Annotated in this window: 25 protein-coding genes and 1 tRNA gene; 14 read left to right on the forward strand and 12 right to left on the reverse strand. The window is 60.0% G+C overall.

Going from position 1 to position 25,200, the window contains the following annotated elements:
• Nucleotides 1–118 precede the first annotated feature (118 nt).
• On the forward strand, nucleotides 119–748 hold the full coding sequence (locus tag FCU66_RS03960; RefSeq protein ID WP_136620954.1) for an invasion associated locus B family protein: 630 nt from the start codon (nucleotides 119–121) through the stop codon (nucleotides 746–748).
• A gap of 72 nt (nucleotides 749–820) precedes the next feature.
• Here the strand turns inward: FCU66_RS03960 and hspQ are convergent, their stop codons facing one another.
• Nucleotides 821–1,144, reverse strand: coding sequence for a heat shock protein HspQ (hspQ, locus tag FCU66_RS03965; protein WP_056587784.1), 324 nt, complete (start codon nucleotides 1,142–1,144; stop codon nucleotides 821–823).
• Between the two features lie 163 nt (nucleotides 1,145–1,307).
• Complete coding sequence (locus FCU66_RS03970) at nucleotides 1,308–2,516, reverse strand: UbiH/UbiF family hydroxylase (RefSeq protein WP_136620953.1); 1,209 nt, start codon at nucleotides 2,514–2,516, stop codon at nucleotides 1,308–1,310.
• Between the two features lie 70 nt (nucleotides 2,517–2,586).
• Between FCU66_RS03970 and FCU66_RS03975 the strand changes: the two genes are divergently transcribed.
• The 8 genes from FCU66_RS03975 (at nucleotide 2,587) to FCU66_RS04010 (ending at nucleotide 11,023) form a co-directional block, all read left to right on the forward strand.
• Complete coding sequence (locus FCU66_RS03975; RefSeq protein WP_136620952.1) at nucleotides 2,587–3,525, forward strand: DUF2182 domain-containing protein; 939 nt, start codon at nucleotides 2,587–2,589, stop codon at nucleotides 3,523–3,525.
• Between the two features lie 14 nt (nucleotides 3,526–3,539).
• Nucleotides 3,540–4,154, forward strand: coding sequence for a DUF1326 domain-containing protein (locus FCU66_RS03980; protein ID WP_136620951.1), 615 nt, complete (start codon nucleotides 3,540–3,542; stop codon nucleotides 4,152–4,154).
• A complete protein-coding gene (gene pcsA, locus FCU66_RS03985; RefSeq protein ID WP_136620950.1) occupies nucleotides 4,151–4,969 on the forward strand; it encodes a phosphatidylcholine synthase in 819 nt (272 codons plus the stop codon). Before FCU66_RS03980 ends, pcsA begins: the two co-directional genes overlap by 4 nt.
• A gap of 29 nt (nucleotides 4,970–4,998) precedes the next feature.
• Nucleotides 4,999–5,976: a quinone oxidoreductase family protein gene (locus FCU66_RS03990; RefSeq protein WP_136620949.1), complete on the forward strand. Its 978-nt coding sequence runs from the start codon at nucleotides 4,999–5,001 to the stop codon at nucleotides 5,974–5,976.
• Nucleotides 5,977–6,280: 304 nt separating this feature from the next.
• On the forward strand, nucleotides 6,281–7,858 hold the full coding sequence (locus FCU66_RS03995; RefSeq protein WP_168992087.1) for an ABC transporter ATP-binding protein: 1,578 nt from the start codon (nucleotides 6,281–6,283) through the stop codon (nucleotides 7,856–7,858).
• Nucleotides 7,855–8,985, forward strand: a complete 1,131-nt coding sequence (locus tag FCU66_RS04000; protein ID WP_136620947.1) for an ABC transporter permease — start codon at nucleotides 7,855–7,857, stop codon at nucleotides 8,983–8,985. Before FCU66_RS03995 ends, FCU66_RS04000 begins: the two co-directional genes overlap by 4 nt.
• On the forward strand, nucleotides 8,985–9,905 hold the full coding sequence (locus FCU66_RS04005) for an ABC transporter permease (protein WP_136620946.1): 921 nt from the start codon (nucleotides 8,985–8,987) through the stop codon (nucleotides 9,903–9,905). The genes FCU66_RS04000 and FCU66_RS04005 overlap by 1 nt, the downstream gene beginning before the upstream one ends.
• Nucleotides 9,906–9,955: 50 nt before the next feature.
• Nucleotides 9,956–11,023: a BMP family ABC transporter substrate-binding protein gene (locus tag FCU66_RS04010; protein WP_136620945.1), complete on the forward strand. Its 1,068-nt coding sequence runs from the start codon at nucleotides 9,956–9,958 to the stop codon at nucleotides 11,021–11,023.
• A 48-nt stretch (nucleotides 11,024–11,071) separates the two neighbouring features.
• Here the strand turns inward: FCU66_RS04010 and FCU66_RS04015 are convergent, their stop codons facing one another.
• From FCU66_RS04015 to FCU66_RS04045, 7 genes are all read right to left on the reverse strand, one after another.
• Nucleotides 11,072–12,178 carry an acyltransferase family protein gene (locus FCU66_RS04015; protein WP_136620944.1) on the reverse strand — a complete coding sequence of 369 codons (1,107 nt, stop codon included), beginning with the start codon at nucleotides 12,176–12,178 and terminating at the stop codon, nucleotides 11,072–11,074.
• 99 nt (nucleotides 12,179–12,277) lie between these two features.
• The gene (rimO, locus tag FCU66_RS04020) at nucleotides 12,278–13,591 is read right to left on the reverse strand and encodes a 30S ribosomal protein S12 methylthiotransferase RimO (protein WP_136620943.1); all 1,314 of its coding nucleotides are present in this window, start codon (nucleotides 13,589–13,591) and stop codon (nucleotides 12,278–12,280) included.
• A 143-nt stretch (nucleotides 13,592–13,734) separates the two neighbouring features.
• The gene (locus tag FCU66_RS04025) at nucleotides 13,735–14,394 is read right to left on the reverse strand and encodes a TerC family protein (protein ID WP_136620942.1); all 660 of its coding nucleotides are present in this window, start codon (nucleotides 14,392–14,394) and stop codon (nucleotides 13,735–13,737) included.
• 174 nt (nucleotides 14,395–14,568) lie between these two features.
• Nucleotides 14,569–14,976, reverse strand: a complete 408-nt coding sequence (locus tag FCU66_RS04030) for a DUF930 domain-containing protein (protein ID WP_168992086.1) — start codon at nucleotides 14,974–14,976, stop codon at nucleotides 14,569–14,571.
• Between the two features lie 56 nt (nucleotides 14,977–15,032).
• The gene (locus FCU66_RS04035) at nucleotides 15,033–15,731 is read right to left on the reverse strand and encodes a DUF2161 domain-containing phosphodiesterase (protein WP_136620940.1); all 699 of its coding nucleotides are present in this window, start codon (nucleotides 15,729–15,731) and stop codon (nucleotides 15,033–15,035) included.
• 11 nt (nucleotides 15,732–15,742) lie between these two features.
• On the reverse strand, nucleotides 15,743–16,570 hold the full coding sequence (locus FCU66_RS04040) for a sterol desaturase family protein (protein ID WP_136620939.1): 828 nt from the start codon (nucleotides 16,568–16,570) through the stop codon (nucleotides 15,743–15,745).
• A 268-nt stretch (nucleotides 16,571–16,838) separates the two neighbouring features.
• Nucleotides 16,839–17,462, reverse strand: coding sequence for a TetR/AcrR family transcriptional regulator (locus FCU66_RS04045; protein WP_136620938.1), 624 nt, complete (start codon nucleotides 17,460–17,462; stop codon nucleotides 16,839–16,841).
• A 74-nt stretch (nucleotides 17,463–17,536) separates the two neighbouring features.
• Here FCU66_RS04045 and FCU66_RS04050 point away from each other — a divergent pair, with 74 nt between their 5' ends.
• Together FCU66_RS04050 and FCU66_RS04055 are read left to right on the forward strand one after the other, a co-directional pair.
• The gene (locus FCU66_RS04050; RefSeq protein WP_136620937.1) at nucleotides 17,537–18,403 is read left to right on the forward strand and encodes an MBL fold metallo-hydrolase; all 867 of its coding nucleotides are present in this window, start codon (nucleotides 17,537–17,539) and stop codon (nucleotides 18,401–18,403) included.
• Between the two features lie 97 nt (nucleotides 18,404–18,500).
• Complete coding sequence (locus FCU66_RS04055) at nucleotides 18,501–19,031, forward strand: hypothetical protein (RefSeq protein WP_136620936.1); 531 nt, start codon at nucleotides 18,501–18,503, stop codon at nucleotides 19,029–19,031.
• Nucleotides 19,032–19,199: 168 nt separating this feature from the next.
• Here the strand turns inward: FCU66_RS04055 and FCU66_RS04060 are convergent, their stop codons facing one another.
• The 3 genes from FCU66_RS04060 to FCU66_RS04070 form a co-directional block, all read right to left on the reverse strand.
• Nucleotides 19,200–20,987, reverse strand: a complete 1,788-nt coding sequence (locus FCU66_RS04060) for an AAA family ATPase (RefSeq protein ID WP_136620935.1) — start codon at nucleotides 20,985–20,987, stop codon at nucleotides 19,200–19,202.
• 204 nt (nucleotides 20,988–21,191) lie between these two features.
• A tRNA-Ser gene (locus FCU66_RS04065) sits at nucleotides 21,192–21,281 on the reverse strand.
• A 73-nt stretch (nucleotides 21,282–21,354) separates the two neighbouring features.
• The gene (locus FCU66_RS04070) at nucleotides 21,355–21,600 is read right to left on the reverse strand and encodes a tyrosine-type recombinase/integrase (RefSeq protein ID WP_136620934.1); all 246 of its coding nucleotides are present in this window, start codon (nucleotides 21,598–21,600) and stop codon (nucleotides 21,355–21,357) included.
• A gap of 439 nt (nucleotides 21,601–22,039) precedes the next feature.
• Between FCU66_RS04070 and FCU66_RS04075 the strand changes: the two genes are divergently transcribed.
• From FCU66_RS04075 to FCU66_RS04085, 3 genes are all read left to right on the forward strand, one after another.
• Nucleotides 22,040–22,243 carry a DUF3606 domain-containing protein gene (locus tag FCU66_RS04075; protein WP_136620933.1) on the forward strand — a complete coding sequence of 68 codons (204 nt, stop codon included), beginning with the start codon at nucleotides 22,040–22,042 and terminating at the stop codon, nucleotides 22,241–22,243.
• 503 nt (nucleotides 22,244–22,746) lie between these two features.
• A complete protein-coding gene (locus FCU66_RS04080) occupies nucleotides 22,747–23,016 on the forward strand; it encodes a hypothetical protein (protein WP_136619431.1) in 270 nt (89 codons plus the stop codon).
• A gap of 881 nt (nucleotides 23,017–23,897) precedes the next feature.
• Complete coding sequence (locus FCU66_RS04085; protein WP_136619432.1) at nucleotides 23,898–25,130, forward strand: septal ring lytic transglycosylase RlpA family protein; 1,233 nt, start codon at nucleotides 23,898–23,900, stop codon at nucleotides 25,128–25,130.
• Nucleotides 25,131–25,200: the final 70 nt, after the last annotated feature.

The following is a 25,200-nucleotide window of genomic DNA, read 5'->3' on the forward strand; positions in this document are numbered from 1 at the left end:
CGCTTGCAGTGTAACACGCCCTCCGAAGTCATTCTGTTGCCTCATTTCGGCAACAGGTAGCTGGACCACACGGCACGAAGAAGCCGGTCCCGGGATCATTTGAGAGGAAGTGCACGACATGACGAGCCTGAACAGCAACGCGTACCGCCTGTCGGTCATGGCCGCTGGCGTGATCGGCTTTCTGGGCGCAGGACTTCCCGCTGCTTCCGCACAGCAGCAACAGCAGATTCCGCAAGGGTGGTTCAAGGCCTGCACCAAGCAGGAAGACGTCGACATCTGCAACGTCCAGAACATCACCACCGCCGGCAACGGCCAGCTGATCACCGGCGTCAGCCTGATCGAGCTCAAGGGCAAGGTGAACCGCAAGGTGTTCCAGGTGACGGTCCCGACCGGCCGTCTGGTGCCTCCCGGCATCGGCCTGCAGATCGACACCGGCAAGGCGCAGAAGCTCGACTATGTAATCTGCTTCCCGGATCGTTGCGTGGCCGAAGTGCCGCTAACCGATCAGCTCGTCGCTGCGTTCAAGAAGGGCCAGGCGATCACGCTGACCTCCGTCAATTTCCAGAATCAGCCCAATCCGATCAAGATTGCCCTGCAGGGTTTCAGCGGCGCCTATGACGGCCCGGCGCTGCAGCAGTCGGACATCGAGGACCGGCAGAAGAAGCTTCAGGACTTTGTCGCCAAGAACAACCAGGATTTCGCCAAGAAGCTCAAGGAAGAGCAGGACAAGGCGAAGACCGCCAACTGATCGGCCGATATCGCCGAGCCAACAAAAAAGCGGGGTCATGCCCCGCTTTTTTTGTGCCCGTCTCTCAATAGGTTAGTGCCTGGACTGCCGTTTCGGCTGGTAACCTCCATCCGGCTTCTTGTCGAACATCTCCTTGATCTGCGGATGCCGGACCGGCTCACCCGACTGATCCTCGAGCAGATTCTGCTCGGAGACATAGGCGATGTATTCGGTCTCTGAATTCTCGGCGAGCAGATGGTAGAACGGCTGATCCTTGCGCGGCCGCACGTCGGCGGGGATGGCTTCGTACCATTCGTCGGTGTTGGCAAACTGCGGATCGACGTCGAAAATGATGCCCCGGAATGGAAACAGCCGGTGGCGAACCACCTGTCCGATTGCGAATTTGGCTGTTTTCATCGTACTCACCACTGAATTCCTTGAGCTTATTTGGCGCAGACCGCGCGTCAATTCAATCCCGTGGCATTTAAGCGCGTCTTGAAGCTACGCAGGACGCGACGCAAAGGTTTTGCTGCACGCGGCAATGTCAATGACCGTCGACAACGCAGATTGTAGGAAGCCGTCAGCGCGCCGGCCTTCGCAGGCTGCCGGCCAGCGCCGCGAAGCCGCTGCCGGGACGAAGCCCCTCGCGCATGAAAAAAGCGCGAAGCGGCGCGAAGCCACCGAGCACGCCGAGCCCGGCAACGCGGGCCATCTGGGCAGGCAGCATGTCGGAAAGCAGCGACATGTTGAGCAGGTTGACCGCACTGCTGCGCGCCAGAATGTCGGGCCGACGCTTGAAGTCGTAGGCGGCCAGGGCCTTGGCGGCTCCCGGATCGCTGCGATTTTCACAAGCGATTCCAATCAGATCGTCGACATCCCTGATACCGAGATTGAGGCCTTGCGCACCGATCGGTGGAAACACGTGGGCGGCTTCGCCGACCAGCGCTACCCGGTCCCTTGCGAAACGCAGCGGTGTCACCGCCGAAAGCGGGTAGATCTGCCGGCCCGGCTCGACCGTCACCCGGCCCAGCATCGACTGCATCTGTTGTTCGACCCGCATCGAGAGCGTTGCATCGTCCAATGCGGCGAGTTCGGTCGCGGTCTCGGGCTTCACCACCCAGACCAGGCTGGAGCGATTGCCGGGCAGGGGAACCTGCGTGAACGGACCGGTCTCGGTGTGGAATTCCGTCGAGGTGAAGGCGTGGTCGCCGCTGTGGCGGAAATTGAGCACAAGAGCGGCCTGCGGATAGGAGCGAGCCGAGGTCGAGATGCCGGCCGCCTGGCGCGCCGGCGACAGCCGTCCATCGGCTGCGACCGCCAGCGATGCGTCCACCGAGCTGCCGTCGGTCAGGACGGCACGGACGTGCTCGGCATCGAGCTGCCAGTTCGCCACCATCGACCGCTGCCATTCGATGCCGGCATGCGCGGCAACCTTGCTGGCGAGCACCGGATTGAGCACGCTGTTGGGCAGGTTCAGCCCGAACTGGTCCTCATCGATCTCGCTGGCGCGAAAGGTGACGACCGGGCTGCGGATCAGCCGGCCGGTGGCGTCGACGATGCGCATGACTTTCAGGGGCGCCGTCTTGGGCTTGATGTCGTCGAGAACACCCAGCCGCTCAAGCACTTTCAAGGCGGGGTTCATCAGGGCCGTCGTGCGGCCATCGGGGGCAGTGGCCTCGGGTCCGACCAGCGTCACCGGGAAACCGGCAGCGGCAAAACCGAGCGCCGCGATCAGTCCTGCCGGCCCCGTGCCAGCAACCAGTATCCGCGCAGTTTGCTTATGCTCCAAGATCGGCTTCCGGCTTGCAGTGCGAGGCGGTCCACCCGACCTGCCGTTCGATGAGCATATAGGTCAGATCATGCCGCTTGATCAACGCGGCGATTCGGCTCATTCGGATGACATGACCGGCCAGCAGGACGACTTCAGCCATCTCGACCGCGCCGGCCGCGCCATGGCCACCATCGCGCGCAATCCTCGCGTCACGGTGAACGTCGTTGTCGGCGCCTGTATCCTGCTTGCCTGGCTGTCCCTTGCCGCGATGGCGATCCGCGGCGCCGAAGGACGGATTGCAGGCGTCAGCGCCCCCGGCGACGCTATCCTGCGCAACCTGCCGCAACTGCCGTTGCCCGATTTCCTGGAACGGTTCTTTGCGCTCTGCCTGTCGCCGGTACCGCTGGGCGGAAATCTCGGCCTGCAGGCAGCTGCGCTGGTTTCGATGTGGTTCCTGATGGCGATCGCGACGATGTTGCCTTCGGCCGCGCCGATGATCCGCACCTACTGCGAAATCGCCGATACGGCACGCATCAAGGGCGAGCCGGTCGTTCATCCGCTGGTGCTGGTCGCCGGTTACCTCAGCGTCTGGCTCGCCGCCTCGGTGATGTTCGCGGCGCTGACCCTGGCCGCGCATGCATTCGCCTCTTCAGGCGAGATGCTCGACCCGGTCGTCGGCGCTGCCGGTGCGCTCGCGCTGCTGGTCGCCGGCCTCTATCAGTTCAGTGGCCTGAAGGAAGCCTGCCTGAAGAAATGCAAGAACCCGTTCTCGATCCTTTTCGCGAACTGGAGCGCCAGGCCCGCCAGCATCTTTCGGCTTGGGATCGCGCAAGGCCTGTGGTGCCTCGGCTGCTGCTGGGCATTGATGCTGGTGATGTTCGCCGTCGGCGTCATGAACGTCTTCTGGATGGCGTTGATCGGGCTGTTCACCCTGATCGAAAAACAAACAGCCAGCAGGGTTCCAACCCGGCTGGCCGGTGCGATACTGCTTGTCTGGGCAGCCGCGCTGCTAGTAGTCTCGCTGTGAGTGGGGGAAAATCGATGGCAGATCATGGCTGGGCAATGAAGGGAGAGCTCGTACTCTCCTGCAATTGCACGGTTTTTTGCCCTTGCGTGCTGTCCCTGGGCAACCATCCGCCAACCGAAGGCTATTGCCAGACCTGGGCCGGGTTTCGCATCGACGCCGGTCATTTCGGCGACGTCGACCTGTCCAATCTCAATCTTGGGCTGGTCATGGAAATCCCCGGTTACATGAGCCGCGGCAACTGGACCGCCGGCCTGTTCATCGACAAGCGAGCCTCGGTCTACGCGGTCAAGGCGCTGACAAAGATCTTCACCGGCAAGGCGGGCGGAACCACCTCGCTGCTCTCCATCCTCGTCGGCAAATTCCTCGGCGTCGAGCAGGTGCCGATCACCTATGAGACGCGCGACAAGACGCGTATCTTCCAGATACCGAAGATCATCGACGGGGCGGTGACACCCATCCCCGGCAAGGATCGCGACAAGGATACGGTGATCAGCAATTCGGAATACTGGATCGCGCCGGAGATCATCGTGGCCAGGTCCGACAAGAGCAAGATGCGGGCTTTCGGCCGCAACTGGAATTTCGCCGGCCGTTCGGCCGAAATCTGCAAGCTGGATTGGCGGGGCCCGTGAGCAAAAACACAACGGCCCGAAAAGCCGCCAAAAAGATCACGGACCGGATTCCGCGGCCGAAGAAGAAGGTCACATGGCCGCAGGCGAGGGCGTTCTCCGTCCACCTGCTGACCGCGTCGGGTTCGTTCCTGGCCTTCCTGTCGCTGGTGGCGGCGAGCGAAGAGCGCTGGACGGCGATGTTCTGGTGGCTCGGGCTGGCGCTGTTCGTCGACGGCATCGACGGGCCGATCGCCAGAAAGCTCGAGGTCAAGGAAATCCTGCCGACATGGTCGGGCGAAATGCTCGACAACATCATCGACTATGTGACCTACGTCCTGATCCCGGCCTTCGCGCTCTACCAGCGCGGCTTCATGGGCGAGGGCTTGTCATTCCTGTCGGCGGCGATCATCGTCGTCTCCAGCGCCATCTATTATGCCGACACCGGCATGAAGACGAAGGAGAATTTCTTCAAGGGATTCCCCGTGGTCTGGAACATGGTGGTGTTCACGCTGTTCGTCATCGAGCCCGGACAATGGGTTTCGTTCGCGGTGGTGGTGGTGGCCGGCATCCTGACTTTCGTGCCGATCAACTTCATCCATCCGGTACGGGTGGTGCGGCTGCGGCGCATCAATCTTGCGATGACCCTCTTGTGGTGCGCTTTCGGCGCGCTTGCGTTGGCGCAAGCGGCACTGGCCGCCTTCTACGATCAGATCGGCGTGCTGGGCGAACAGGTCAGCACCTTCACCAAGATCGGCATCACCATCACCGGGCTCTACCTTGCCTGCATTGGTGGCGTCATGCAGTTCTTTCCCAACCTCGGTGCCAAAAAGGCCTGATCAGCCACTCTTCTCAAGGAAGCCTGACGATGTCCAAAGCGATCCGTATCCACGCCCATGGCGACCCGGAAGTCCTGACCTATGAGGACAGTGATCCCGGCCAGCCGGGATCGGGACAGATCCTGATCCGGCATACGGCGATCGGCCTCAATTTCATTGATGTCTATCATCGCTCGGGCCTTTATCCGCCGCCCGGCGGGTTCCCGCTTGTCGCTGGCAGCGAAGCCGCCGGCGTGGTGCTGGAGGTTGGCCAGGGTGTCGACTGGCTGAAGCCGGGCGATCGCGTCGCCTATGCCGTGACGACGGGGGCTTACGCGCAAGAGCGCGTCATCGACGCCAGCCGCGTGGTCAAGGTTCCGGATGGTATCAGCGACGAACAGGCGGCCGCGATGATGCTGAAGGGCATGACATCAGAATATCTGCTGCGCCGGACGTTCAAGGTGAAAGCCGGCGACACGATCCTGTTTCATGCCGCGGCCGGCGGTGTCGGGCTGATCCTCGGCCAATGGGCGAAACACCTCGGCGCAACTGTCATCGGCACAGCCAGCTCGTCCGACAAGATCGAGCTCGCCAAGGCGCACGGCTTCGACCATGTCATCAACTACAAGGAACAGGATTTCGTCGCCGGCGTCGCCGCAATCACCGGCGGCAGGAAATGCGACGTCGTCTACGATTCGGTCGGCAACGACACGTTTCCGGCTTCGCTCGACTGCCTGAGGCCGCTTGGCATGTTCGTCAGCTTCGGCCAGTCCTCGGGACCGATTCCGCCGTTTAGCATGTCGTTGCTGGCACAGAAGGGCTCGTTGTTCGCAACCCGGCCGACGCTGTTCGTCTACAACGCAAAACGCGAGGACCTCGAGGCCTCCGCCGCTGCCTTGTTCGAAGTCGTGCTCAGTGGCGCCGTCAAGATCAAGATCAACCAGCGCTATGCGCTCAAGGACGCGGGCGAGGCGCATTCCGACCTCGAGGGCCGCAGGACCACAGGGACGACCATTCTCATCCCTTAGAGACTGGTTAGAAACTCTACTCTGGCGGCCATCTGAGGGCGTTTTCTGCGCTTCCCCGTTCTACTGCGTCGCAGTAGAACTGAGCTCACGGACCCGAACGTCCGCTGCGCTCCGGTTCTCGAAACCACCCCCATATGACTCGCCAGAGCGAATTTCAAAACAGTCTCTTAGTCCATTCTGCCTTGCTATCCCTTGAATTTCCGCTGAAATTCTTGAAGCTCTTTCAAGACGTGTGCCGCTTTCCGATGAGAGCAGGCCGCGCCTACCATGCTTGCGGGAACACAGAACATATCTGGCTAACCAGATGGGAGGCACTGTGAGTGCAAATCAGAACGACACGAACCTGCTCGAGGTCCGTGGCCTCACCAAGATATTCGGCACGCTGACGGCGTGCGATCATATCGATCTCGACATCGCCAGAGGTGAAATCCACGCCTTGCTCGGCGAAAACGGCGCCGGCAAGTCGACGCTGGTCAAGATGCTGTTCGGCTCGCTGGAGCCCAATTCCGGCGAGATCTTCTGGAACGGCCAAGCGGTCAGGATCTCCAGCCCCGGCGTCGCGAAAAAGCTCGGCATCGGCATGGTGTTCCAGCATTTTTCGCTGTTCGAAGCGCTGACCGCGGCCGAAAACATCGCGCTGTCGCTGGACGACGGCTCGCCGATCAGCAGCATCGCGGCGAAGGCGAGGGCGCTTTCCTTCAGCTATGGCCTGCCGCTCGATCCTGAATCGCTGGTCGGCGACCTGTCGGTGGGCGAGCGCCAGCGCATCGAGATCATCCGCTGCCTGCTGCAGACACCGCAGCTCATCATCCTCGACGAACCGACCTCGGTGCTGACGCCGCAGGAAGCCGACAAGCTGTTCGAGACGCTGGAACGTCTGCGTTCGGAGGGCAAATCCATCCTCTACATCTCGCACCGGCTCGAAGAGGTCAAACGTATCTGCGACCGCGCCACCGTGCTGCGCCACGGCAAGGTGGTCGGCCACTGCAACCCGCGCGAGGAGACCGCCTCGTCGCTGGCCCGCATGATGGTCGGCAACGAGGTGCAGGCCGTGGTGCGCGCGCCGGTCGAGGGGATCGACAAGGCGCAGCCGCTGCTCGAAATCCGCAACCTCAGCCGCAAGCCGGCAACGCCGTTCTCGATCCCGCTCAAGGGCATCAACCTGAATGTCCGGGCCGGCGAGGTGATCGGCATCGCAGGCGTCGCCGGCAACGGCCAGGGCGAGTTCTTTGAATCCGTCTCCGGCGAGGTGTTGCAGCAGGATGCCGCCTCGGTGCGCATTCGCGGCAAGGACGCAGGTGGCCTCACCATCACCGGACGGCGCCTGCTGGGTGCCGCCTTCGTGCCGGAAGAGCGCCTCGGCCACGGTGCCGCGCCACGCATGAAGCTTTCCGAGAACCTGCTGCTGTCGCGCCATGCAACCGACGGCAAGGCGTTTGTCGGCGCCGGCGGCATGGTCAAGAGCGCCGCCATCTACGCTGCCGCCCAACGCATCATCGAGGCGATGGATGTGCGCAAGAGCGTGCCGGATCCGGAGGCCGCGGCGCTTTCGGGCGGCAATCTGCAGAAATTCATCGTTGGCCGCGAGCTCGACCGCCGGCCAAGCGTCATGGTGGTCAACCAGCCGACCTGGGGCGTCGACGCGGGCGCTGCCGCCCACATCCGCCAGGCGCTGATCGAGTTGTCGCGCAGCGGATCGGCGGTGCTGGTGATCAGCCAGGATCTCGACGAGCTGTTCGAGATATCGGATGCGATCGCGGTCATGCACAATGGCGAGTTGTCGAAGCCGATGCCGATCGCCGAAGCGACCTTCGAGAAGGTCGGCTTGCTGATGGGCGGCGCCGAACCCGGTCACGCCGAACATAGACTGGAGACGGCATGATGCGCCTCGAACTCGTCAAACGCCCGCAGCGCTCCGCGCTGTTTTCGGCCCTGTCGCCGTTCATCGCCTTCGCGCTGACGATCATCGCCGGTGCCATCATGTTCGCGCTGCTCGGCGTCAATCCGCTGACCGCATTCCGCATCTACTTCATCGAGCCGATCAGCCAGGTCTGGCAGTTGCATGAGCTGGCGATCAAGGCAGCGCCGCTCATCCTGATCGCTGTTGGCCTGTCGGTCTGCTACAAGGCCAACATCTGGAACATCGGCGCCGAAGGCCAGTTCATCCTCGGCGGCATTGTCGGGTCGATCATTCCGGTGCTGTTTCCGCAGTTCGAAGGCCCGCTGGTGCTGCCGCTGATGCTGTTGCTCGGCATGGTCGGCGGCGCGGCCTATGCAGCGATCCCGGCTCTGCTGAAGACACGCTTCGGCACCAACGAGATCCTGACCAGCCTGATGCTGGTCTATGTCGCGCAACTCTTCCTCGACTGGCTGGTGCGCGGACCGTGGCGCGACCCGCAAGGCCATGGCTTCCCGCAGACCATCCAGTTCAACGATTCGGCCGTGTTGCCGGAACTGATGCCGGATGCCGGACGGGCAAACTGGGGTTTTGTCTTCGCGTTGGTCGCCGCGGTGCTGGTCTGGATCCTGATGAGCCGCATGCTGAAAGGTTTTGAGGTGCGTGTGCTGGGCTCAAGTCCACGGGCAGGGCGCTTCGCCGGCTTCGGCCTCAACCGGATGGTGTTCTTCGCCTTCCTGCTGTCGGGTGCGCTGGCCGGCCTTGCCGGCATCTCGGAAGTCTCGGGCGCCATCGGCCAGTTGCAGCCCGTCATTTCGCCCGGCTACGGCTTCACCGCTATCATCGTGGCGTTCCTTGGCCGCCTCAACCCGCTCGGCATCGTTGCCGCCGGACTGGTGCTGGCGCTGACCTATCTCGGCGGCGAGGCGGTGCAAAGCGCGCTCGGCATTTCCGACAAGGTGGCGCGGGTGTTCCAGGGCATGCTGCTGTTCTTCGTGCTCGGCTGCGACACGCTCATTCACTACCGCATTCGCCTGATCGGCCTGGCGCTGACCAAACCGCAGGGCACCGCGAAACTCGAAGTCGCGCCAAAGTTGAAGGAAGCCCGTTGATGGACATCACCGTAAACATCCTTCTGACCATCGCCACGGCGGCAACGCCGCTGCTGATCGCGGCTATCGGCGAACTGGTGGTCGAGCGCTCCGGCGTGCTCAATCTCGGCGTCGAAGGCATGATGATCATGGGCGCCGTCGGCGGCTTCGGCGCCAGCTACCTCACGGGCTCGCCCTGGATCGGCCTCCTGGCGGCAATCGCCATGGGCGCGGTGTTCTCGCTGCTGTTTGCCGTCATGACGCTGTCGCTGGCCACCAACCAGGTGGCGACCGGCCTGTCGCTGACGCTGCTCGGCCTCGGCCTGTCCGGCATGATGGGCACCAGATTCGTCGGCCAGCCCGGCGAACGGCTGCCCAACCTCGACATTCCCGGCCTGACCTCGATCCCTGTCATCGGCAGATTGCTGTTCGGCCAGGATCCGATCTTCTACATCTCGATCGCACTGACCGCCGCCGTCATGTGGTTCCTGTTCAAGACCCGGACCGGACTGACGCTGCGCTCGATCGGCGACAGCCACACGTCAGCCCATGCGCTGGGTATCCACGTGATCCGCTACCGCTATCTCGCGGTGATCTTCGGCGGCGCCTGTGCCGGTCTCGCCGGCGGCCACCTGTCGCTGGTCTACACGCCGCAATGGGTGGAGAACATGAGTGCCGGCCGCGGCTGGATCGCGCTGGCGCTGGTCGTGTTCGCCTCGTGGCGGCCATGGCGGGTGCTGGCCGGCGCCTACATCTTCGGCGCGGTGTGGATCGGCCAGCTTCATGCACAGGCTTTTGGCATTCCAGTGCCTTCGCAGTTCCTTTCTTCGCTGCCCTATCTGGCAACCGTCGTGGTTCTCGTTCTAATCTCGCGCAACAAGCGTCTGACGATGATGAACACGCCGGCTTCCTTGGGGCAGCCATTCGTTCCGGATCGTTGACAATAAAAACAAACGGGAAGCTCCAAGGCTTAACTCAGAGAGGTAACACAATGAAAAAACTGCTTATTGCCCTGATGACCACGACCGCCGCCCTATCGCTGGCGGCAACCGCCGAGGCCGCGGACAAGCTGAAGGCCTGCTGGGTCTACACCGGCCCGATCGGCGACTTCGGCTATTCCTACCAGCACGACCAGGGCCGCCTCGAGGTGGAGAAGGCGCTCGGCGACAAGGTCGAGACCGCCTATCTCGAAAACGTCTCCGAAGGCCCCGATGCCGACCGCGCATTCGAGCGCCTGGCGCGCGAAGGCTGCAAGATCATCTTCGGCACCTCCTTCGGCTTCATGGACCCGGAAGTGAAGGTCGCCAAGAAATTTCCCAAGGTGATGTTCGAACACGCCACCGGCTACAAGACCGGTGACAATCTCGGCATCTACAATGCGCGTTTCTATGAAGGCCGCTATGTGCTCGGCCAGATCGCTGCCAAGGAATCGAAGGCAGGCGTTGCCGGCTACATCGTTTCCTTCCCGATCCCCGAAGTGGTGATGGGCATCAACTCCTTCATGCTCGGCGCCCAATCGATCAACCCGAATTTCAAGGCCAAGATCGTCTGGGTGAACTCGTGGTTCGATCCGGGCAAGGAAGCCGACGCCGCCAAGGCGCTGTTCGACCAGGGCGCCGACATCATCGTCCAGCACACCGATTCGACCGCTGCCCTGCAGGTGGCCGAGGAGCGCAAGCTGCACGGCTTCGGCCAGTCCTCCGACATGATCAAGTTCGCGCCGAAGGCACAGCTGACCTCGCTCACCGACGAATGGGGTCCGTACTACATCAGCCGGGTCCAGGCAGCCCTCGACGGCACCTGGAAGCCGGACAATGTCTGGCTTGGCATCAAGGACGGCGCGGTCAAGCTCGCCCCCTACACCAACATGCCCGACGACGTGAAGGCGATGGCCGAGGCGACCGAGAAGAAGATCGCGGGCGGCTGGAACCCCTTCACCGGACCGGTCGCCAAGCAGGACGGCACGCCATGGCTGAAGGATGGCGAAGTCGCCGACGACGGCACGCTGCTCGGCATGAATTTCTATGTGAAGGGTGTCGACGACAAGCTGCCGCAGTAAGCAGCGCGACAGACCAGAAATGAGAAGGGCGCTGCGAGGCGCCCTTTTTCATTCGGCGGGCTGCGCTCCGGCAGAGACGCGGCGAAATCGCGTCCTTCCGACATCGACCGCGCGGCCGAGCCAAATCCTGAGCAGTCGCTGCGCGGGGCGTTCGCACGTGCGCCAGATCGCCCACGAAACGAAGAGCATGAGTGCGACGCAGCCAAAGGCGGCAAACCATTTCCCGACCAGAGGGGCTGCGGCATTGATGGCGAGATAGCCGACGTCCTGGTGCAGCAGATAGAGCGGATAGGTCAGCCCGCCCAGCGCCAGAGTGAGCGAGGATGGCCTGACACGGTCGCGCAGCAGCACCGCCCCAATCAGCGCACCATGCATGACGATATTGGCAACGACGAGATTGGCCGACGAAACGGCAATGCCGTAGTGGTTCTGCATCCAGTGCTGCGTCACCGATAGCGTTCCGCAAGAGATCAGGAACGCGGCGGCAAGCAGCAGCAGGGCCGGCAGTGAACGGCCATGCGCATGGATGTGGTGGACCAGCACGCCGGCGGCGAAGAACGGCCCGAACTCGGTGATGAACAGCAGCCGGACCGCGCCGCTGCCGAAGAAGAACTCGTTCAAGGCCGAGATCGCCAGCCAGATGAAGATCAATTCCAGCTTGCGTTTCTGGAAGAGCCCGGTGAACAGGGCCAGCGTCACCCAACCATAGAAAACCAGTTCAAGAACGATCGACCAGTAGACGCCGTCCATGAAGGGTTGGCCGAAGGCTGGTGCAAACATCGACAGATTGGCGGCATACTGGACGAAAGAGACCGGAAGCAGCGGTGAGCCGGCAAGGAAGACGATCGCGAAGGTGATCGTCATGCAGAGCAGGAAGCCCGGATAAAGGCGAACGAACCGCGCGATCGCAAACTGGTCCCAGCTGCGGTTTTCCGCCGACCAGGCAATGACGAAACCGCTGATCAGAAAGAACAGATTGACGCCGAGATAGCCGTAGAGAGCCACCGGTGCGGCAAGCGGATAACCCTCGGCGAGAAAGCCTTCGGCGGCCGCGCCGCGAAAGAAATAGTGAAAGAACACAACGGCAAGTGCTGCCACCAGCCTGAGCAGGTCCAGCGTTGCGATGTAATCCTGCCCCGCAGGTCTGGTGTTCATCCGAGTTCCCGCTTTTACGATCCGGAAACCATAGAGCGGATCGCGGCTTAACGGGTTAAGCGGGCAGAACTATCGCAAGATGTAGTAAATACGGCCCCGTCAGACCGCCGACCCATAGAGATCATAGGCATCGGCGCGGTCGATCTTGACGGTGACCATGTCGCCTTGACGCAGCGGGCGGCGCGACTGGATGTGGACCGAGCCGTCGATCTCGGGCGCGTCGTATTTGGTGCGGCCCTTTGCCGATGTGCCGTGCGCCTCGTCGATCAGCACGGGCAAGCGCTTGCCGACCTTCTTGGCCAGCTGTGTCGCCGAAATCTTCTGCTGGCGCTGCATGAATCGGTGCCAGCGCGCTTCCTTGATCTCCTGCGGGACCTGTTCCAAGCCCAGATCGTTGGAGCGGGCGCCCCGGACCGGCTCGTATTTGAAGCAGCCGGCGCGGTCGATCTTTGCCTCATCGAGCCAATCGAGCAGCATCTCGAAATCGTCATCCGTCTCGCCGGGGAAGCCGACGATGAAGGTCGAGCGGATGGCGAGATCCGGGCAGACCTCGCGCCAGCCGCGAATACGCTCGAGCGTCTTTTCACCATGCGCCGGCCGCCGCATATTCTTCAACACCTGCGGCGAGGCATGCTGGAAGGGGATATCCAGATAGGGGAGGATCTTGCCTTCGGCCATCAGCGGAATGACGTCGGCGACATGCGGGTAGGGGTAGACATAGTGCATGCGCACCCAGATGCCGAGCTTGCCCAGTTCCTCGGAAAGGTCGAGGAATTTTGCGCGCACCTCGCGGTCGCCGAACATCGACGTCTGGTACTTGATGTCGATGCCGTAGGCGCTGGTGTCCTGCGAGATGACGAGGAGTTCCTTGACGCCGGCCTTGGCCAGTTTCTCGGCCTCGCGCAGCACATCGGCCGCCGGTCGTGAGACGAGGTCGCCACGCAGTGCGGGAATGATGCAGAAGGTGCAGCGGTTGTTGCAGCCTTCGGAAATCTTGAGATAGGCGTAGTGCCGCGGCGTCAGCTTGACGCCCTGCGGCGGCAAGAGATCGATATAGGGGTCGTGCGAAGGCGGTGCGGCCTCATGCACGGCGGCCATCACGCTCTCATAGGCCTGCGGCCCGGTGATCGCCAGCACATTGGGGTGCCTCTCGCGAATGACATCCGGCTCGGCGCCAAGGCAACCGGTGACGATGACCCTGCCGTTTTCCGAAAGCGCGGAGCCGATGGCATTGAGCGACTCGTCGCGGGCGGAATCGAGAAAGCCGCAGGTGTTGACGACGACAAGGTCGGCGCCGTCGTGCTTGCGGGCGATCTCGTAGCCTTCGGCGCGCAGGCGCGTGATGATGCGTTCCGAATCCACAAGGGCCTTCGGGCATCCAAGACTGACAAAACTCACGCGAGGAGCGGACATAGAGGGTTTCCGGGCTTTTCAGGATTGCCGGCGCAGTACCACACTTATTGCGGCATTGGTATGGGCACGGCTGCGATGCGGCAAAACGCACGGCGATTGCGCTGCGGACCTTTGCGGATCGAAGACGCGGCTGGCCGGCAGCCTCAGCTGACCGCGCCGTTCAGATGCGGCCAGACTTCCACCGTGCCACGATAGACCATGTCCACAGCGACATAGAAAATGATCAGCAGGCCGACATAGGCGATCCAGCGGTGGCGATGCAGCAGTTTTGCGATGAACGTCGCGGCGAGGCCCATCAGCGCGATCGACAGCACGAGGCCGATGACCAGCACCGGAAAATGATCGCGCGCGGCACCCGCGACCGCCAGCACGTTGTCGAGCGACATCGACACGTCGGCGACGACAATCTGCAAGGCGGCCTGGCCGAGCGTTTTGCGCTTCGTCTTGCCGGCCACCATCTTGTCGCTGTTGAGATCGGAGTTCGACAGCGCCTCGGTCGCTTCCAGCTCGTCGGCATGGGACGTGCGCAGCTCGCGGTACATCTTCCAGCAGACCCACAGCAGCAAGATACCGCCGGCCAGCAGCAGGCCGACGATGGCCAGCAGCTTGACGGTCACCGCGGCAAAGCCGATGCGCAGCACCGTTGCCGCCAGCACGCCGATGAGGATCGCCTTCTTGCGTTGTTCGGCCGGCAGGCCGGCAGCGGCAAGGCCGATGACGATCGCATTGTCGCCGGCAAGCACAAGGTCGATGGCGATGACCTGGAGCAGGGCGGTCAGGCTGGCAGCGCTGAAAATGTCCATCGACCGGAAGCCCTTGCTGGTTTGCCGAGTGTTCGTCGATTATTCAGACGGCCCTAACTTGGTGGTCCCTTGGCGTCAAGGGATCACTGGTGGCGGCGGCACTAAAGCAAGCCGGATCAAAGGATCCGCGGCACTCGCCGGCAGCCGGGCAAAACCGCCGCGGCCGATCACAAATCAATCGTAGAGATTGTACTTTGCCCAATCGGCTTCCGGAATCTCGTCGCCGATCCGGTAGCGGAGCTGCAAAATTTCCATATGGTCGGGCGCCGTCTGGCACTTGAATTTCAGCCGGTACCATTGCCCCTTGCTGCGAAACGCTGCACCCGGGCTCCTGATTGCATCAGCGCCCATCTCGGGCGTTGCGAAGGCGTAGGCGACGACGCGATCGGCCTTGAACTTGCGATCGTCGTGGGTGATCCGGTCGAGCACTTCGGCGTCACAACGCTGTTCAAGGCGGGTTTGGGGATCGAGTTTCATCAAGCCGGCGCGCAATGCATTGTCCATTGCGTTGGCTGGAAAACTCAGTGTCACAGACGCCAAGGCGGTCATGCAGAGCTTCTTCATGGGCGGGACAAGCAACATATTTTGTCGGAGAAATCAACCAAGGGGACCGTCCCGGACCCCGCAGGCATCATCAATCAAATGGTCGATTCGTTCAAAATTGCGTGTCGGGATTCATCGTGCGGTGCCTGCGGCCAACGGACCAACGAGGCGCGGCCGGCATCGGTGAGATCGTAGAGGCCGCGGTCGACGCGTGCGAACCAGCCATAGACATTGTGCTGCAGGATCTTCGGCGCGATCGGCGTCAGCGCCTTCAGATCGCGCGGCCGCCTGGGTCCGTCCACCATGGCGGCAGCGCAAGCGAGGGCGCTTTGGCGATAGGCCGTCATGATCGGATTGCGCGATCCTCCTCCCGCAACGGGATCGCCGCGACGGCGCTGGTGCTCGTCGACCAGGCGAGAGCGCCGGTGCGCATTCTTGCGCGGCGCCAGCGCGATCGGGCTGAGAAGCACCTCGACCCGGTCCGTCGCGGTCACGCCAAGCAGACCGAAGCCAAGGCGGCGGCAGAGATTGCGGAACCTGGCATCGCTTTCGCGGCCCTTGCCCCGGGCCGACATGCGCGCGGCCAGCCACACCTCGTCGCAGGCCGCCGCGCGATCGACGCCTTGCAGCACCAGTTCGAGATTGAACTGCAGCTTCAGCTCGCAGATGACGACAACGGGTGGCTCACCCTCGCGCAGCGCGACGATGTCGCAGCCGCCGATCTCACCTTTCACGACGAAGTCGAGGGTTTCGAGGAACCGCTTCACCGGCGCATAGAGTGAGGTCTCGTTCATGCCTCGAAGGTTTAGCCGATTCGACGCGAAAAGCCTTCCGGTGGTGCTTCGCTGCTCGGCACTGCTCGATTCACTAGCTTCCTGCGGGGCAGAAGCGGATAGACGATCTGGCCGAAATAGGTGGAAGGGATCGGATCGTCGACGCCGTACTTCTCCGGCACCTTGTCACCGGTGGGATTATAGGTGCCGAACAGCATGTCGAGGAAAGGCAACTGCCCGGCGAAGTTCTTGTCATAGGCTTCGCGCTGGTTGGCATGGTGCCAGCGATGAAACTGCGGGCCGGCGATCAGCCACTTCAAAGGGCCGAACGGAATCCGCACGTTTGAATGAACAAGCAGCGTGTGGCCAAGGTAGATAGTCCAAAAGATGGCGATCGAGGCTTCGGAGAAGCCAAGGAAAAAGATCGGCGTCAGCGATATTGCCTTTGTCACGATGGCGTCGACCGGGTGGTTGTGGAAAGCTCCGAGCCAGTCCAGTTCCTCAATGCCGTGGTGAACTGCATGGAACTTCCAAAGTGCAGGGATTTTGTGGAAGGCCCGATGTGCCCAATAGACGCCGATGTCGGTGATCAGGATGATTTCCGCAACCTGCAGCCAGACAGGCTGACCGCTGACGGCTTGCGTTATCGATTGCGGGACCAGGATTGCAGCGGCGCCGAGGGCACCGGCCGCGATCATGAAGATGGCCACCTTTATGATGAAGCCGTTGAACAGCAGATAGATCAGGTCGACAGTCAGACCCTTGCGGAAAATCTTCTGCGGCCGCTCGGCAAACAGATGTTCGAACGGAATGAGGATCAGCGCGCAGATCAACAGTGCCTTGATGCCAAAGATGTCCATTCACTCGCCCCGGCGCGCCGTCTGCGCTTCTGAGAAGAACCACAACTCCCTTTCCAAAGGCTAAAGGCTCTGCTTTCGGCATCAAGGCACCGGCGAACGCGGATTGTGGCAAGAAGCGCGGGGCGCTCGACTATCAAGATATTGATTTTATTAAAATTTCTTCAGGTTGTGGCGAGCCACGAACGATGAAAATGGGCACTAGGTCTACGCTAAAGCGCTCTAGAATGACCGGAAATCGTTTCTCTATGCCACCCTGCTTGGGACGGCATTAGGCGAGAAGCCTGCCGAAGACGACCTGCTTGAACTCGATCAGCGGAGCATCGCTCTTTTCGGCGCGCATACGCAGCAACGCGCCCTCCCAACTGTTCAGCACAAAGCGGGCCAACAAAGCTGCGGGGAGCTGATCGTCGATCACTCCTTCTTCCTGCGCCTGCGCAATACAGGTCTCGAAAAACCCGCTCCACGATCCGAAATGCTTGACCAGATGCTCGCGGACGAGGGCGCTGTGATCGGCAACCTCAGCGCTGATATTGCCAAGCAAGCATCCCTTCACGAATCCGGCTGCCCTGAATGCCTCGATCCTGTCGTCGAAATAGGCCTCCAACCGGACCAGCGGCGCAACATCCGCATCGCAGAGCATAGTACGCAGCTTGTCCTCGTTGCGCGCGAAATAGGCATCGATCACCTCGACGCCGAACGCCTCCTTGCTGGCGAAGTGATTGTAGAACGAGCCCTTGGGTACGCCGACGCTTTCGACGATGCCCTGAATGCCCGTCGCGGCATATCCCTCGGTATGGAACATCCGCAAACCCGCTTGGACGAGATTGTTGCGGGTGTCAGGCTTCGGTTTCGGACCCCTTCGGGCGGCGGGAGAAGATTCCACTTCAAACATCCTTGACTAATTCAAGACGACCGGTCATTTTATGATTATCGCACTCTGGGCGCCGATGTCAAATGGAGACAATCATGACCACGGTCACGACCCACAATAATGGTCTCAACTGGAGTACACTCAACATAAAGCGTCCCGGCCTCAGTCGCGATGTGCCGCCGGGCAGGGAAGAATTTATGTGGGTGGCGAACTCGTCGACGCTGATCTACGGCGAGCGCGACGCAGTTCTCGTCGATACGTTTCTCACCACTGACCAAACCCAGACGCTATCGGACTGGGTTGCCGCGAGCGGCAAGAATCTGACCGCCATCTACGTCACCCATGGGCATGGCGATCACTTCTTCGGGCTCGCACCGCTGCTGGAGCGTTTTCCGAACGCAAGGGCAGTCGCGACGCCGGCAGTGGTGGAGGCCATGCACAAGCATCTCTCGCCGGCTTCGGTCGAGAACTTCTGGCGGAGGCTTTTCCCTGGGCAGATTCCCGACAGGCTGCTCGCCGCCGCGCCACTTGAAAACAATGAGTTGGAACTCGAAGGGCACAAGCTCGTCGCGGTGAACGCCGGACGCACCGATACGGCGGTGTCGACATACCTGCACGTCCCATCGGCGGGGCTGATTGTCGGCGGCGATGTCGTCTACAACGGCATTCACCTCTATCTCGGCGAAACCACGACGCAGAGCCGGCTCGAATGGATTTCCGCCCTGGACAAGCTTGAAGCCCTGAATCCTCGCGCGGTGATTGCCGGACACAAGATACCTGAAAACGACGACGACCGCCGCATCATCGGCGAGACGCAACAATACATCCGCGACTTCAATCGCTTGAACGAAGCGACGACGACCGCACGCGAACTCTACGACGCGATGCTGGAACTCCATCCCAACCGCGCCAATGTGGGCTCGCTCTGGGGTGCCGCCAACATTGCCAAGAAGCAGGCTTGAAACCGGAGACGGGTCGGCCGACGCGACCGGCCCGATCCTTCGCTTCCGATATGTCGACCCCACCCGACCCGCTTCAATTTATAGAAAGAATACCGCCATGCCGAGAATACTTTCCGCCGCTGTCTTCGCCCTCACAGCTTTTTCGGCGGGGTTCGCGACCGCGGCACCGGCCGCCTACACGGACCCGCTGGACGCTCGCACCCTCAGCACGATCTCGTCGCATTTCAGCAAGCTCATGGAACTGGCGAACAAGCACGACATCCAGGGCCTGCACGCAATGTTCTGGCAATCGCCTTCGGCCCTTCTGGTCGCAAAGAGCGCCATTCCATCGGAAGGCAACTGGGCGGGATTCTGGGGCAACAACGCGATCGATCAAAAGCTGCACGATATAGCGGCATCGGGTCCTGTCGTGCTGACGCCCGATCTCTCCAGGCTCAAGGTCGTCGGACTGACCTCCGACGTCGCGGAATCCTATGCGCCGATGAACATCGCCGTGTCCTATGCCGGACAGGACGGCACGCCCAAGCCGTTCCTGATGATCATCACCTGGAAGAAGGCCGCGAAAGACTGGAAGGTCGCCTCCGAAATCATCCTGCCGGTGCCGCCGACGCCTGCCAGCAAAGGCTAGATGCATGCTGTCCCTCTCCCTCGCGCCAAGGCGACCAATTTGCGGACGCTTGATGAGTTGTTGCCGGCTCTCGACGCGATCTTTCCGCGCCATCGCGTTGAAGAGATCGCGAAGAGGATGAAGGCGACGAAGGCCGTTAGGGACGAGTTTTTCCGGATTTGAGCCAACTCACGCCGCGAGTTCAGCCAGCATATTGAAGACATCAGCAAAGTCCGCGAAATCCTCGTTGGAGCCGTTTTCAATAATCCAGTTCGCTAAGCTACGCTTCTCGTCCTTGTTGACATTCCATATTTCCTCGACGGGAACAGTAACCCCTTTGACCACCTTCTCGTATGCAGGCGTCACATCGAAAAACTCAGGCCGAGCTTCCCGTGCGCGCTGTATCAAATCATCAGTAAAAAGGTTTTCGATCCCTTTTTTGATTCGTCGATCTCGCGCTTGCATTACCCGCCTGTAAGCCAGCTCTCTAACGGCATTCGTTTTCTCGATGTCACAATCATAAAGCAGGACAACTCTCTGATTTAAAGCAATTGCCAAACGGCTATCAAAATTTCGCCAGATTTTATCAAGCCCGCCATAGCCATTGGCGTCGTAAATTTCATACTCGTTCAATGCATCTTCTCTACCAAGAGCGATTGCCGCTCGCTTTAACAGCGAAATATCAATATCGCCTTCTACGAATAGATTTTTTCTATGAGAAGCAAAAATAGCCTCTTTTAAATCAGACTCAAATCTCACACTTCTTTTGAAGTGGCCATACGCAGACTCGAATTCCGCAAATCTCTCCGTGTCAATTTTTGTGCCGGAGGGTAGCTCGATTATGTCAAATCCATCTTGCCCCAAAATTTTATCTAATCCCATGAGGAATATCGGGGAATGACAAGTGACGATGAATTGTATCTTGGGGAACATGGCAACCAACTTAGGCAGAATAGTCGCCTGTAACTCTGTGTGCATGTGGACATCAATCTCATCCACAATCACAATTCCCGATATCTCGGCCAGTCCATTAAAGACGCCGTTATACATATCATTTGTCTTCAATATTGACAGGAAACTGTCAATTAATAACGATTGTCCCGTTGAAAGGCTAAAAAGGTTTCCAGATAGAACCTTATTATTTCCAGCCATTTGTATAGATCGGGCGCCTCGTCTTCCAACATTCCATTGCGCGGGAGGTTGCCCACCTAGCAATTCAAGGAAAAACTTTTCTATCTCTATCTTGATATTTGTTGAGTTTCCTTCGGATACCAAGACCGGAAGTTTAAGGTTATTAGCATATTCAACCATCTTGATTTTTCGTTCTATCGCCTCAGCGTCGTATAAAACGTCAAGCAACCAGTCCTGGTTCTCCCTCATCGGCGCATAATTGATAATTCGCCGGTTTGAATTTCCTTTTACTTGATTTGCAGCCAGATAATTAGATTTATTTTGCAAATTCAGTTGATTTAGCCAAGAAGGTTCTTCAAATCGATTAGCCGGAAAATATAAAATAATTGACGACTCTATATCCTTTTCTAGCTCCTTTCTATGTTGCATAAAATTGGAAACGTATGCGGAGTTATCCAGCTCCTGGATGTTATTCCAAACAGGATTTGATGGTGTAGATTGATATTTTTCTACGTATTCTTCTTTTGGCACAGAAAGTTGTATTTCTTTCTGAAACAATCCGCCGGTGAACTCCAGGCTAGCCAGGCTGAAAGGTTGCTCATGTCGGATAAATATCGAACTACGAAGCTTATAAACCTTGCCGGGGTCGACTTCGTGATCCTCAAAAACCGTACTCTTCGCCTCTAAGAGTGCACTAACAATGTGGGATATTAGAACGCTTTTTCCGGAACCGTTTTGACCGACGAAGACAACTGGCTTTGGGCGCGCATTTTCGTCAAATGGCAATTTGTAGCGTAGAAGCGGAATTGGGCCAGTGTTCTCTAATTCTATCTGTGTGAGGTACATTGCCCAATCGCTACAAAAGCCGTGGATTGAGTCGATTGCTGTTAATTAACATTGAAAGGGGGAGTTTGCGCGTTTTTCTCGCAATGGTTTGCAGCACGTGCCGCCCTCGCTTTGTGACTCGCAACGCTACGGTCACTAGTTTGTGGGTAGATTCGGGGGACGAGTTGTTCAAAATGATAAAAAGTGAACATTTTCAATTGTAAGTGGCGGAGGAAGTGGGATTCGAACCCACGGTGAGCTTGCACCCACGCCGGTTTTCAAGACCGGTGCCTTAAACCGCTCGGCCATTCCTCCAACTAATTGCAATCATTGCGCTTTTGTCTATTTGCAGTGAACTTGAAAAAGCCATTTGCAACGCACTTTGCAACTATTTGCCTTTACGCTCGACGCTTATAGCGGCCTGAAGCGCAACGTCAACTTGCTCCGCTGCATCCGCCTGCATGCCGGGCATAACGTGGGAGTAGAGGTCTAACGTTATCCCGATGTTCGAATGGCCCAGACGCTCGCTTGCAATCTTGGGGTGAACGCCGGCTGAAAGCATCTGTGTCGCGTGGGTGTGCCGAAGGTCGTGGAATCGGATGCGGGGCAGGGATGTCTTGCCGAGAACGCGCACCCACTCATGTGTGAGGGAAACCGTCTATGTCAACTGCGGGCATGCCATGTGCTGCAAGTCGACAAAGCTCGACATCCAGGCGCTGATTGACCGTCTCGGGCCGGGTCATGGTTCCATGCAACAAGATCTGGTCGGGCGATTCGCTTGCTCGGATTGCAAGGCTGCGGGACGCGACCGCCGGCCAGTGTTCTTCACATTCGTTCCTGACTACGAAGGCCAACAGCGGGCGCGCAATCGCGACTGGAAGCCAACGTTCGGTTGAGGGACTTAGGGACTTCAGTCTTAGTTGAGCTATTGCTAATATTCATTTAGCTTCGGCAATGCGGGGGGAGATCCCAAAACACTGACCCGCAATGGCCGGTGCGGCCCGCTTCACCCAAGCATCCCCTGCACCGGCCATTTCCCGACGGCAGCATCAGACTGCAGAGCGGAGGCTCAAATGGCCGGCGACAAGCGCAGGCAGCACGATATTCACGACCATCAGGTCGAGTATTTCGCCTCGGAGAACGGTTTGTCTCCGGACCTGATTTGGGAGTTGATCCTAAAACACGGCAACAGCCGCAAGGCAGTGATCGAAGCTGCGCAGGGTTTGAAGGGTGATGACAGGCAACACGGCCGACCAGCACCGCATGCGGAACATTAGCTGTTTCGAATAGTTGAGTTCACGCTCGGATGTTGTCACTGGCATCCGGCGAAGGCTGGTTTCAGCCGGCCCGCGTCATTGGTCCCTCCATGGCGCGGGCTTTTATCGACTGAGGGGAAGAGATGACCGACAAGCCGGCCACAACCTATGTCGTGAGCGGCGGCGACAAGGTGAGGATCGAGGAGATCACGCCGAAGGCGAAGAGGCGGTAGGCGCAGACAGATGCAAGCAGGTGAATAGCACCTCAGATCGCTGCGGCTATTGTACGGGGCTGCAACTCTACGGAAACGCCTTCGGACAAGGCGGCTGAGGCCTTCGAGGCGTTCCTTGACGCACCCACGGGCCGGCACTGAAAATCCGCCAACTGGGGTTAGGTCACCCGCTGCCTTACGGTGGCGGGCTCTTTTTACTGGCACTATTCGCCGTCGTTGCGGACAAAATGTCGTTGACGTGACGTTAGCTAGGCGCAATCATTTCGGATTGTGCAGGGTGAGGGCGTTTCAATGAAACTCGTTGTCTTTGGCGTAGCAATGGTATTGGCCGCCACCGGAGCAGCTGTTGCGAAAGAGAAGAAAAAGGTGGCCACCGCTCAGGCTGCAACCTCGTGTTCTGCAGCTCATATGAAGGCTGGCAGCAAGCCAACCCCGAAACCGGGTTGTAAATCGACACGCACCGTTGTTGCGCGACCATCAAATGGGGGCGCAAACTTCCTGGATCATTATAATCCGCGCTTAGGGTATGACACCAGTCCGTGGTTTTCGAACTGGCTATAATTGATGGCGGCTTCGGCTTCCGGGCCTTTTTCGGCCAGACTAGTGCCGACACCGAGCGGGAGCAGCCGGACACCTGCTGAAGAAAAAGCTGCAAATTTGCAGGAATGGCCCGCTGCCTCAGGGTGGCGGGCTTTTTTTGTACAGCAACGTGGCAGATGCCCACATGCGTAAGCAGGGATTTTGAGTGCCGCTACTTCGGCTGGGACCAAGCTTATCGACGCGGGAGACCTCGCCACAAGATCCTTGAAGGATTGGCTCACGCTCCAGACCCTGTTGTCGTCGACAATTATCAGTCGGTCATGAAGTGCTCGGGGAGATGTGCCTCGGGCTTCGATCGGGCGCTTGTTGCCATACTGCGTTGCCCAACGCTTCACCGCCGGTACTAGAGTGGCCTTCATCGAAGCAACATCGGAAAGGAGATCCACCTTCACTGATTCCGGCGCCATCGGAGCGAAGTCGGTAAGAATCGTTTCGTCCAAATAAGGGTCTACAATCAGGAACCTCGAGCGCCTTCCTTCAGAATCTTGCCGATAGCGGTCATTGCGTCCATTGCGCTACCGACAGGCAAGAACGATCCGGAAGATGATGCAGGTGCTGCCAGCTCGGCGCGCGCCAGCGCACGCTGCAGGAGGAGCCAAAAGGTATTTGCGCCAGGGCAAAGAGCACGACATGACAGTCGTACGGACAGGGGCGCGCCACAGGGCGGCGACGTCACAATCTTGCCCGGTTCCGGCCACAATCGGTTAATACCGTGATAAACAATTCCTGCGCACAAAGGATCGGGGTTCTAGGCGTCGTTGGTATTTGTCGGGTGAGTGTTTTGGCTCCTCTGACGGTTGAACGCGGCGTCTTGAGTTGAGACTGAAGGGGACATCAGGAAAATGCAGGCTGTGACGCACCCGCGTCTTCGTCGCGCTGCTACAGTCGCGTTGTTGGCCGTGTCGGCCGCCTTGCTGGCGGCTTGCGCGTCGCAGCCTGAGCCCAAAGCAATGGTCTACAAAAAGACCCGCTCCAAGGAATACTTCTCCGAATCCGAATATGGCGTGAAAGCAAGCCCGCGTGTGTTCTCCCGGAACGGGCGCATGCAGCGTGGCGGCGGCAGGGATCAGCTCGGCAAGCCCTATCAGGTCCGCGGCAAGTGGTATTACCCGAAGGAAGACAAGCGCTACGCCAAGGTCGGCCTGGCCTCTTGGTATGGCGATGCCTTCCACGGCCGGCTTACCGCCAATGGCGAAGTCTACGACATGACCCATCTGACGGCGGCGCATCCGACCATGCCGCTGCCAAGCTATGCCCGCGTCACCAATCTCAAGACCGGCAGTTCGGTCATCGTTCGCGTCAATGATCGCGGCCCCTATCACGAAGGCCGCATCATCGATGTGTCGGAGCGCGCCGCCCAGATGCTTGGTTATGCCAACATCGGCACCGCTCAAGTGAAGGTCGAATATGTCGGCCGTGCACCGCTCGACGGCGACGACGACCAGTATCTGATGGCCTCCTACCACCCCGGCAACAGGGCGCCGGACCCGTCAAACGGACTGCCGACCGGCGTCATGGTCGCCATGAACGGCCCTTCGCCAAGCCTGCCTGCCGGCACTGCTGCCGTGCCGTTTCCGGGGCAGTTGACCGATTCAGATTCGGTCCAGCCGGTGATGTCCGCGCAGACGCCGGCTTACGGCGATCTGGCGCTGCCCGATTTCGGCCCGATCGTGCCGGAGCGCCCGGAAATCAGTCTGCCGCCGCAATCACCGTTTGCCGTGGCCTCGCTGTCCTATGCGGACGAGCGGGTGGAACGCGCCTCCAATGCTTTCGCCGCGCTGGGTGGCGACGGCATGTCGCCGGCCGACGTGCTTCAATCGTGGAAGCGCCAGCCGCCGCCGGCCGGTCCGTCCACCGACTACGTCGCGGCGGGTTCGTTCGAGGATGCAGCGGAGGCCAAGCGCATTGCCGCCCAGCTCGCCGCATATGGCAAGATCGAGATCCAGCGTTCGGAACTCGATGGCGAGGATTGGTATTCGGTCAATCTCTATCCCGATGGCCACCGCAATCTGGATGATTTGCTGCAGGCAGCATGGTCGCATGGCGCGCCCGATGCGCTGGCTGTGCGCAACTGAGCGCAAGCCGGGGCGGATTTCCGCTGCGCGGTTGATCCGCCGCGCAAAAAGCCTGATACTTTTCGCGGGC

The sequence above is a fragment of the Mesorhizobium norvegicum genome (assembly GCF_004919685.1).
GTDB classification, from domain to species: domain Bacteria; phylum Pseudomonadota; class Alphaproteobacteria; order Rhizobiales; family Rhizobiaceae; genus Mesorhizobium; species Mesorhizobium norvegicum.

What these genes read in the sequence shown, in the direction of transcription:
- FCU66_RS03960 (WP_136620954.1), top strand. Translation starts at nt 119, where the DNA reads ATGACGAGCCTGAACAGCAACGCGTACCGCCTGTCGGTCATGGCCGCT.
- hspQ (WP_056587784.1), bottom strand. Translation starts at nt 1,144, where the DNA reads ATGAAAACAGCCAAATTCGCAATCGGACAGGTGGTTCGCCACCGGCTG.
- FCU66_RS03975 (WP_136620952.1), top strand. Translation starts at nt 2,587, where the DNA reads ATGCCGCTTGATCAACGCGGCGATTCGGCTCATTCGGATGACATGACC.
- FCU66_RS03980 (WP_136620951.1), top strand. Translation starts at nt 3,540, where the DNA reads ATGGCAGATCATGGCTGGGCAATGAAGGGAGAGCTCGTACTCTCCTGC.
- FCU66_RS03990 (WP_136620949.1), top strand. Translation starts at nt 4,999, where the DNA reads ATGTCCAAAGCGATCCGTATCCACGCCCATGGCGACCCGGAAGTCCTG.
- FCU66_RS03995 (WP_168992087.1), top strand. Translation starts at nt 6,281, where the DNA reads ATGGGAGGCACTGTGAGTGCAAATCAGAACGACACGAACCTGCTCGAG.
- FCU66_RS04000 (WP_136620947.1), top strand. Translation starts at nt 7,855, where the DNA reads ATGATGCGCCTCGAACTCGTCAAACGCCCGCAGCGCTCCGCGCTGTTT.
- FCU66_RS04005 (WP_136620946.1), top strand. Translation starts at nt 8,985, where the DNA reads ATGGACATCACCGTAAACATCCTTCTGACCATCGCCACGGCGGCAACG.
- FCU66_RS04010 (WP_136620945.1), top strand. Translation starts at nt 9,956, where the DNA reads ATGAAAAAACTGCTTATTGCCCTGATGACCACGACCGCCGCCCTATCG.
- FCU66_RS04015 (WP_136620944.1), bottom strand. Translation starts at nt 12,178, where the DNA reads ATGAACACCAGACCTGCGGGGCAGGATTACATCGCAACGCTGGACCTG.
- rimO (WP_136620943.1), bottom strand. Translation starts at nt 13,591, where the DNA reads ATGTCCGCTCCTCGCGTGAGTTTTGTCAGTCTTGGATGCCCGAAGGCC.
- FCU66_RS04025 (WP_136620942.1), bottom strand. Translation starts at nt 14,394, where the DNA reads ATGGACATTTTCAGCGCTGCCAGCCTGACCGCCCTGCTCCAGGTCATC.
- FCU66_RS04030 (WP_168992086.1), bottom strand. Translation starts at nt 14,976, where the DNA reads ATGTTGCTTGTCCCGCCCATGAAGAAGCTCTGCATGACCGCCTTGGCG.
- FCU66_RS04035 (WP_136620940.1), bottom strand. Translation starts at nt 15,731, where the DNA reads ATGAACGAGACCTCACTCTATGCGCCGGTGAAGCGGTTCCTCGAAACC.
- FCU66_RS04040 (WP_136620939.1), bottom strand. Translation starts at nt 16,570, where the DNA reads ATGGACATCTTTGGCATCAAGGCACTGTTGATCTGCGCGCTGATCCTC.
- FCU66_RS04045 (WP_136620938.1), bottom strand. Translation starts at nt 17,462, where the DNA reads ATGTTTGAAGTGGAATCTTCTCCCGCCGCCCGAAGGGGTCCGAAACCG.
- FCU66_RS04050 (WP_136620937.1), top strand. Translation starts at nt 17,537, where the DNA reads ATGACCACGGTCACGACCCACAATAATGGTCTCAACTGGAGTACACTC.
- FCU66_RS04055 (WP_136620936.1), top strand. Translation starts at nt 18,501, where the DNA reads ATGCCGAGAATACTTTCCGCCGCTGTCTTCGCCCTCACAGCTTTTTCG.
- FCU66_RS04060 (WP_136620935.1), bottom strand. Translation starts at nt 20,987, where the DNA reads ATGTACCTCACACAGATAGAATTAGAGAACACTGGCCCAATTCCGCTT.
- FCU66_RS04075 (WP_136620933.1), top strand. Translation starts at nt 22,040, where the DNA reads ATGGCCGGCGACAAGCGCAGGCAGCACGATATTCACGACCATCAGGTC.
- FCU66_RS04080 (WP_136619431.1), top strand. Translation starts at nt 22,747, where the DNA reads ATGAAACTCGTTGTCTTTGGCGTAGCAATGGTATTGGCCGCCACCGGA.
- FCU66_RS04085 (WP_136619432.1), top strand. Translation starts at nt 23,898, where the DNA reads ATGCAGGCTGTGACGCACCCGCGTCTTCGTCGCGCTGCTACAGTCGCG.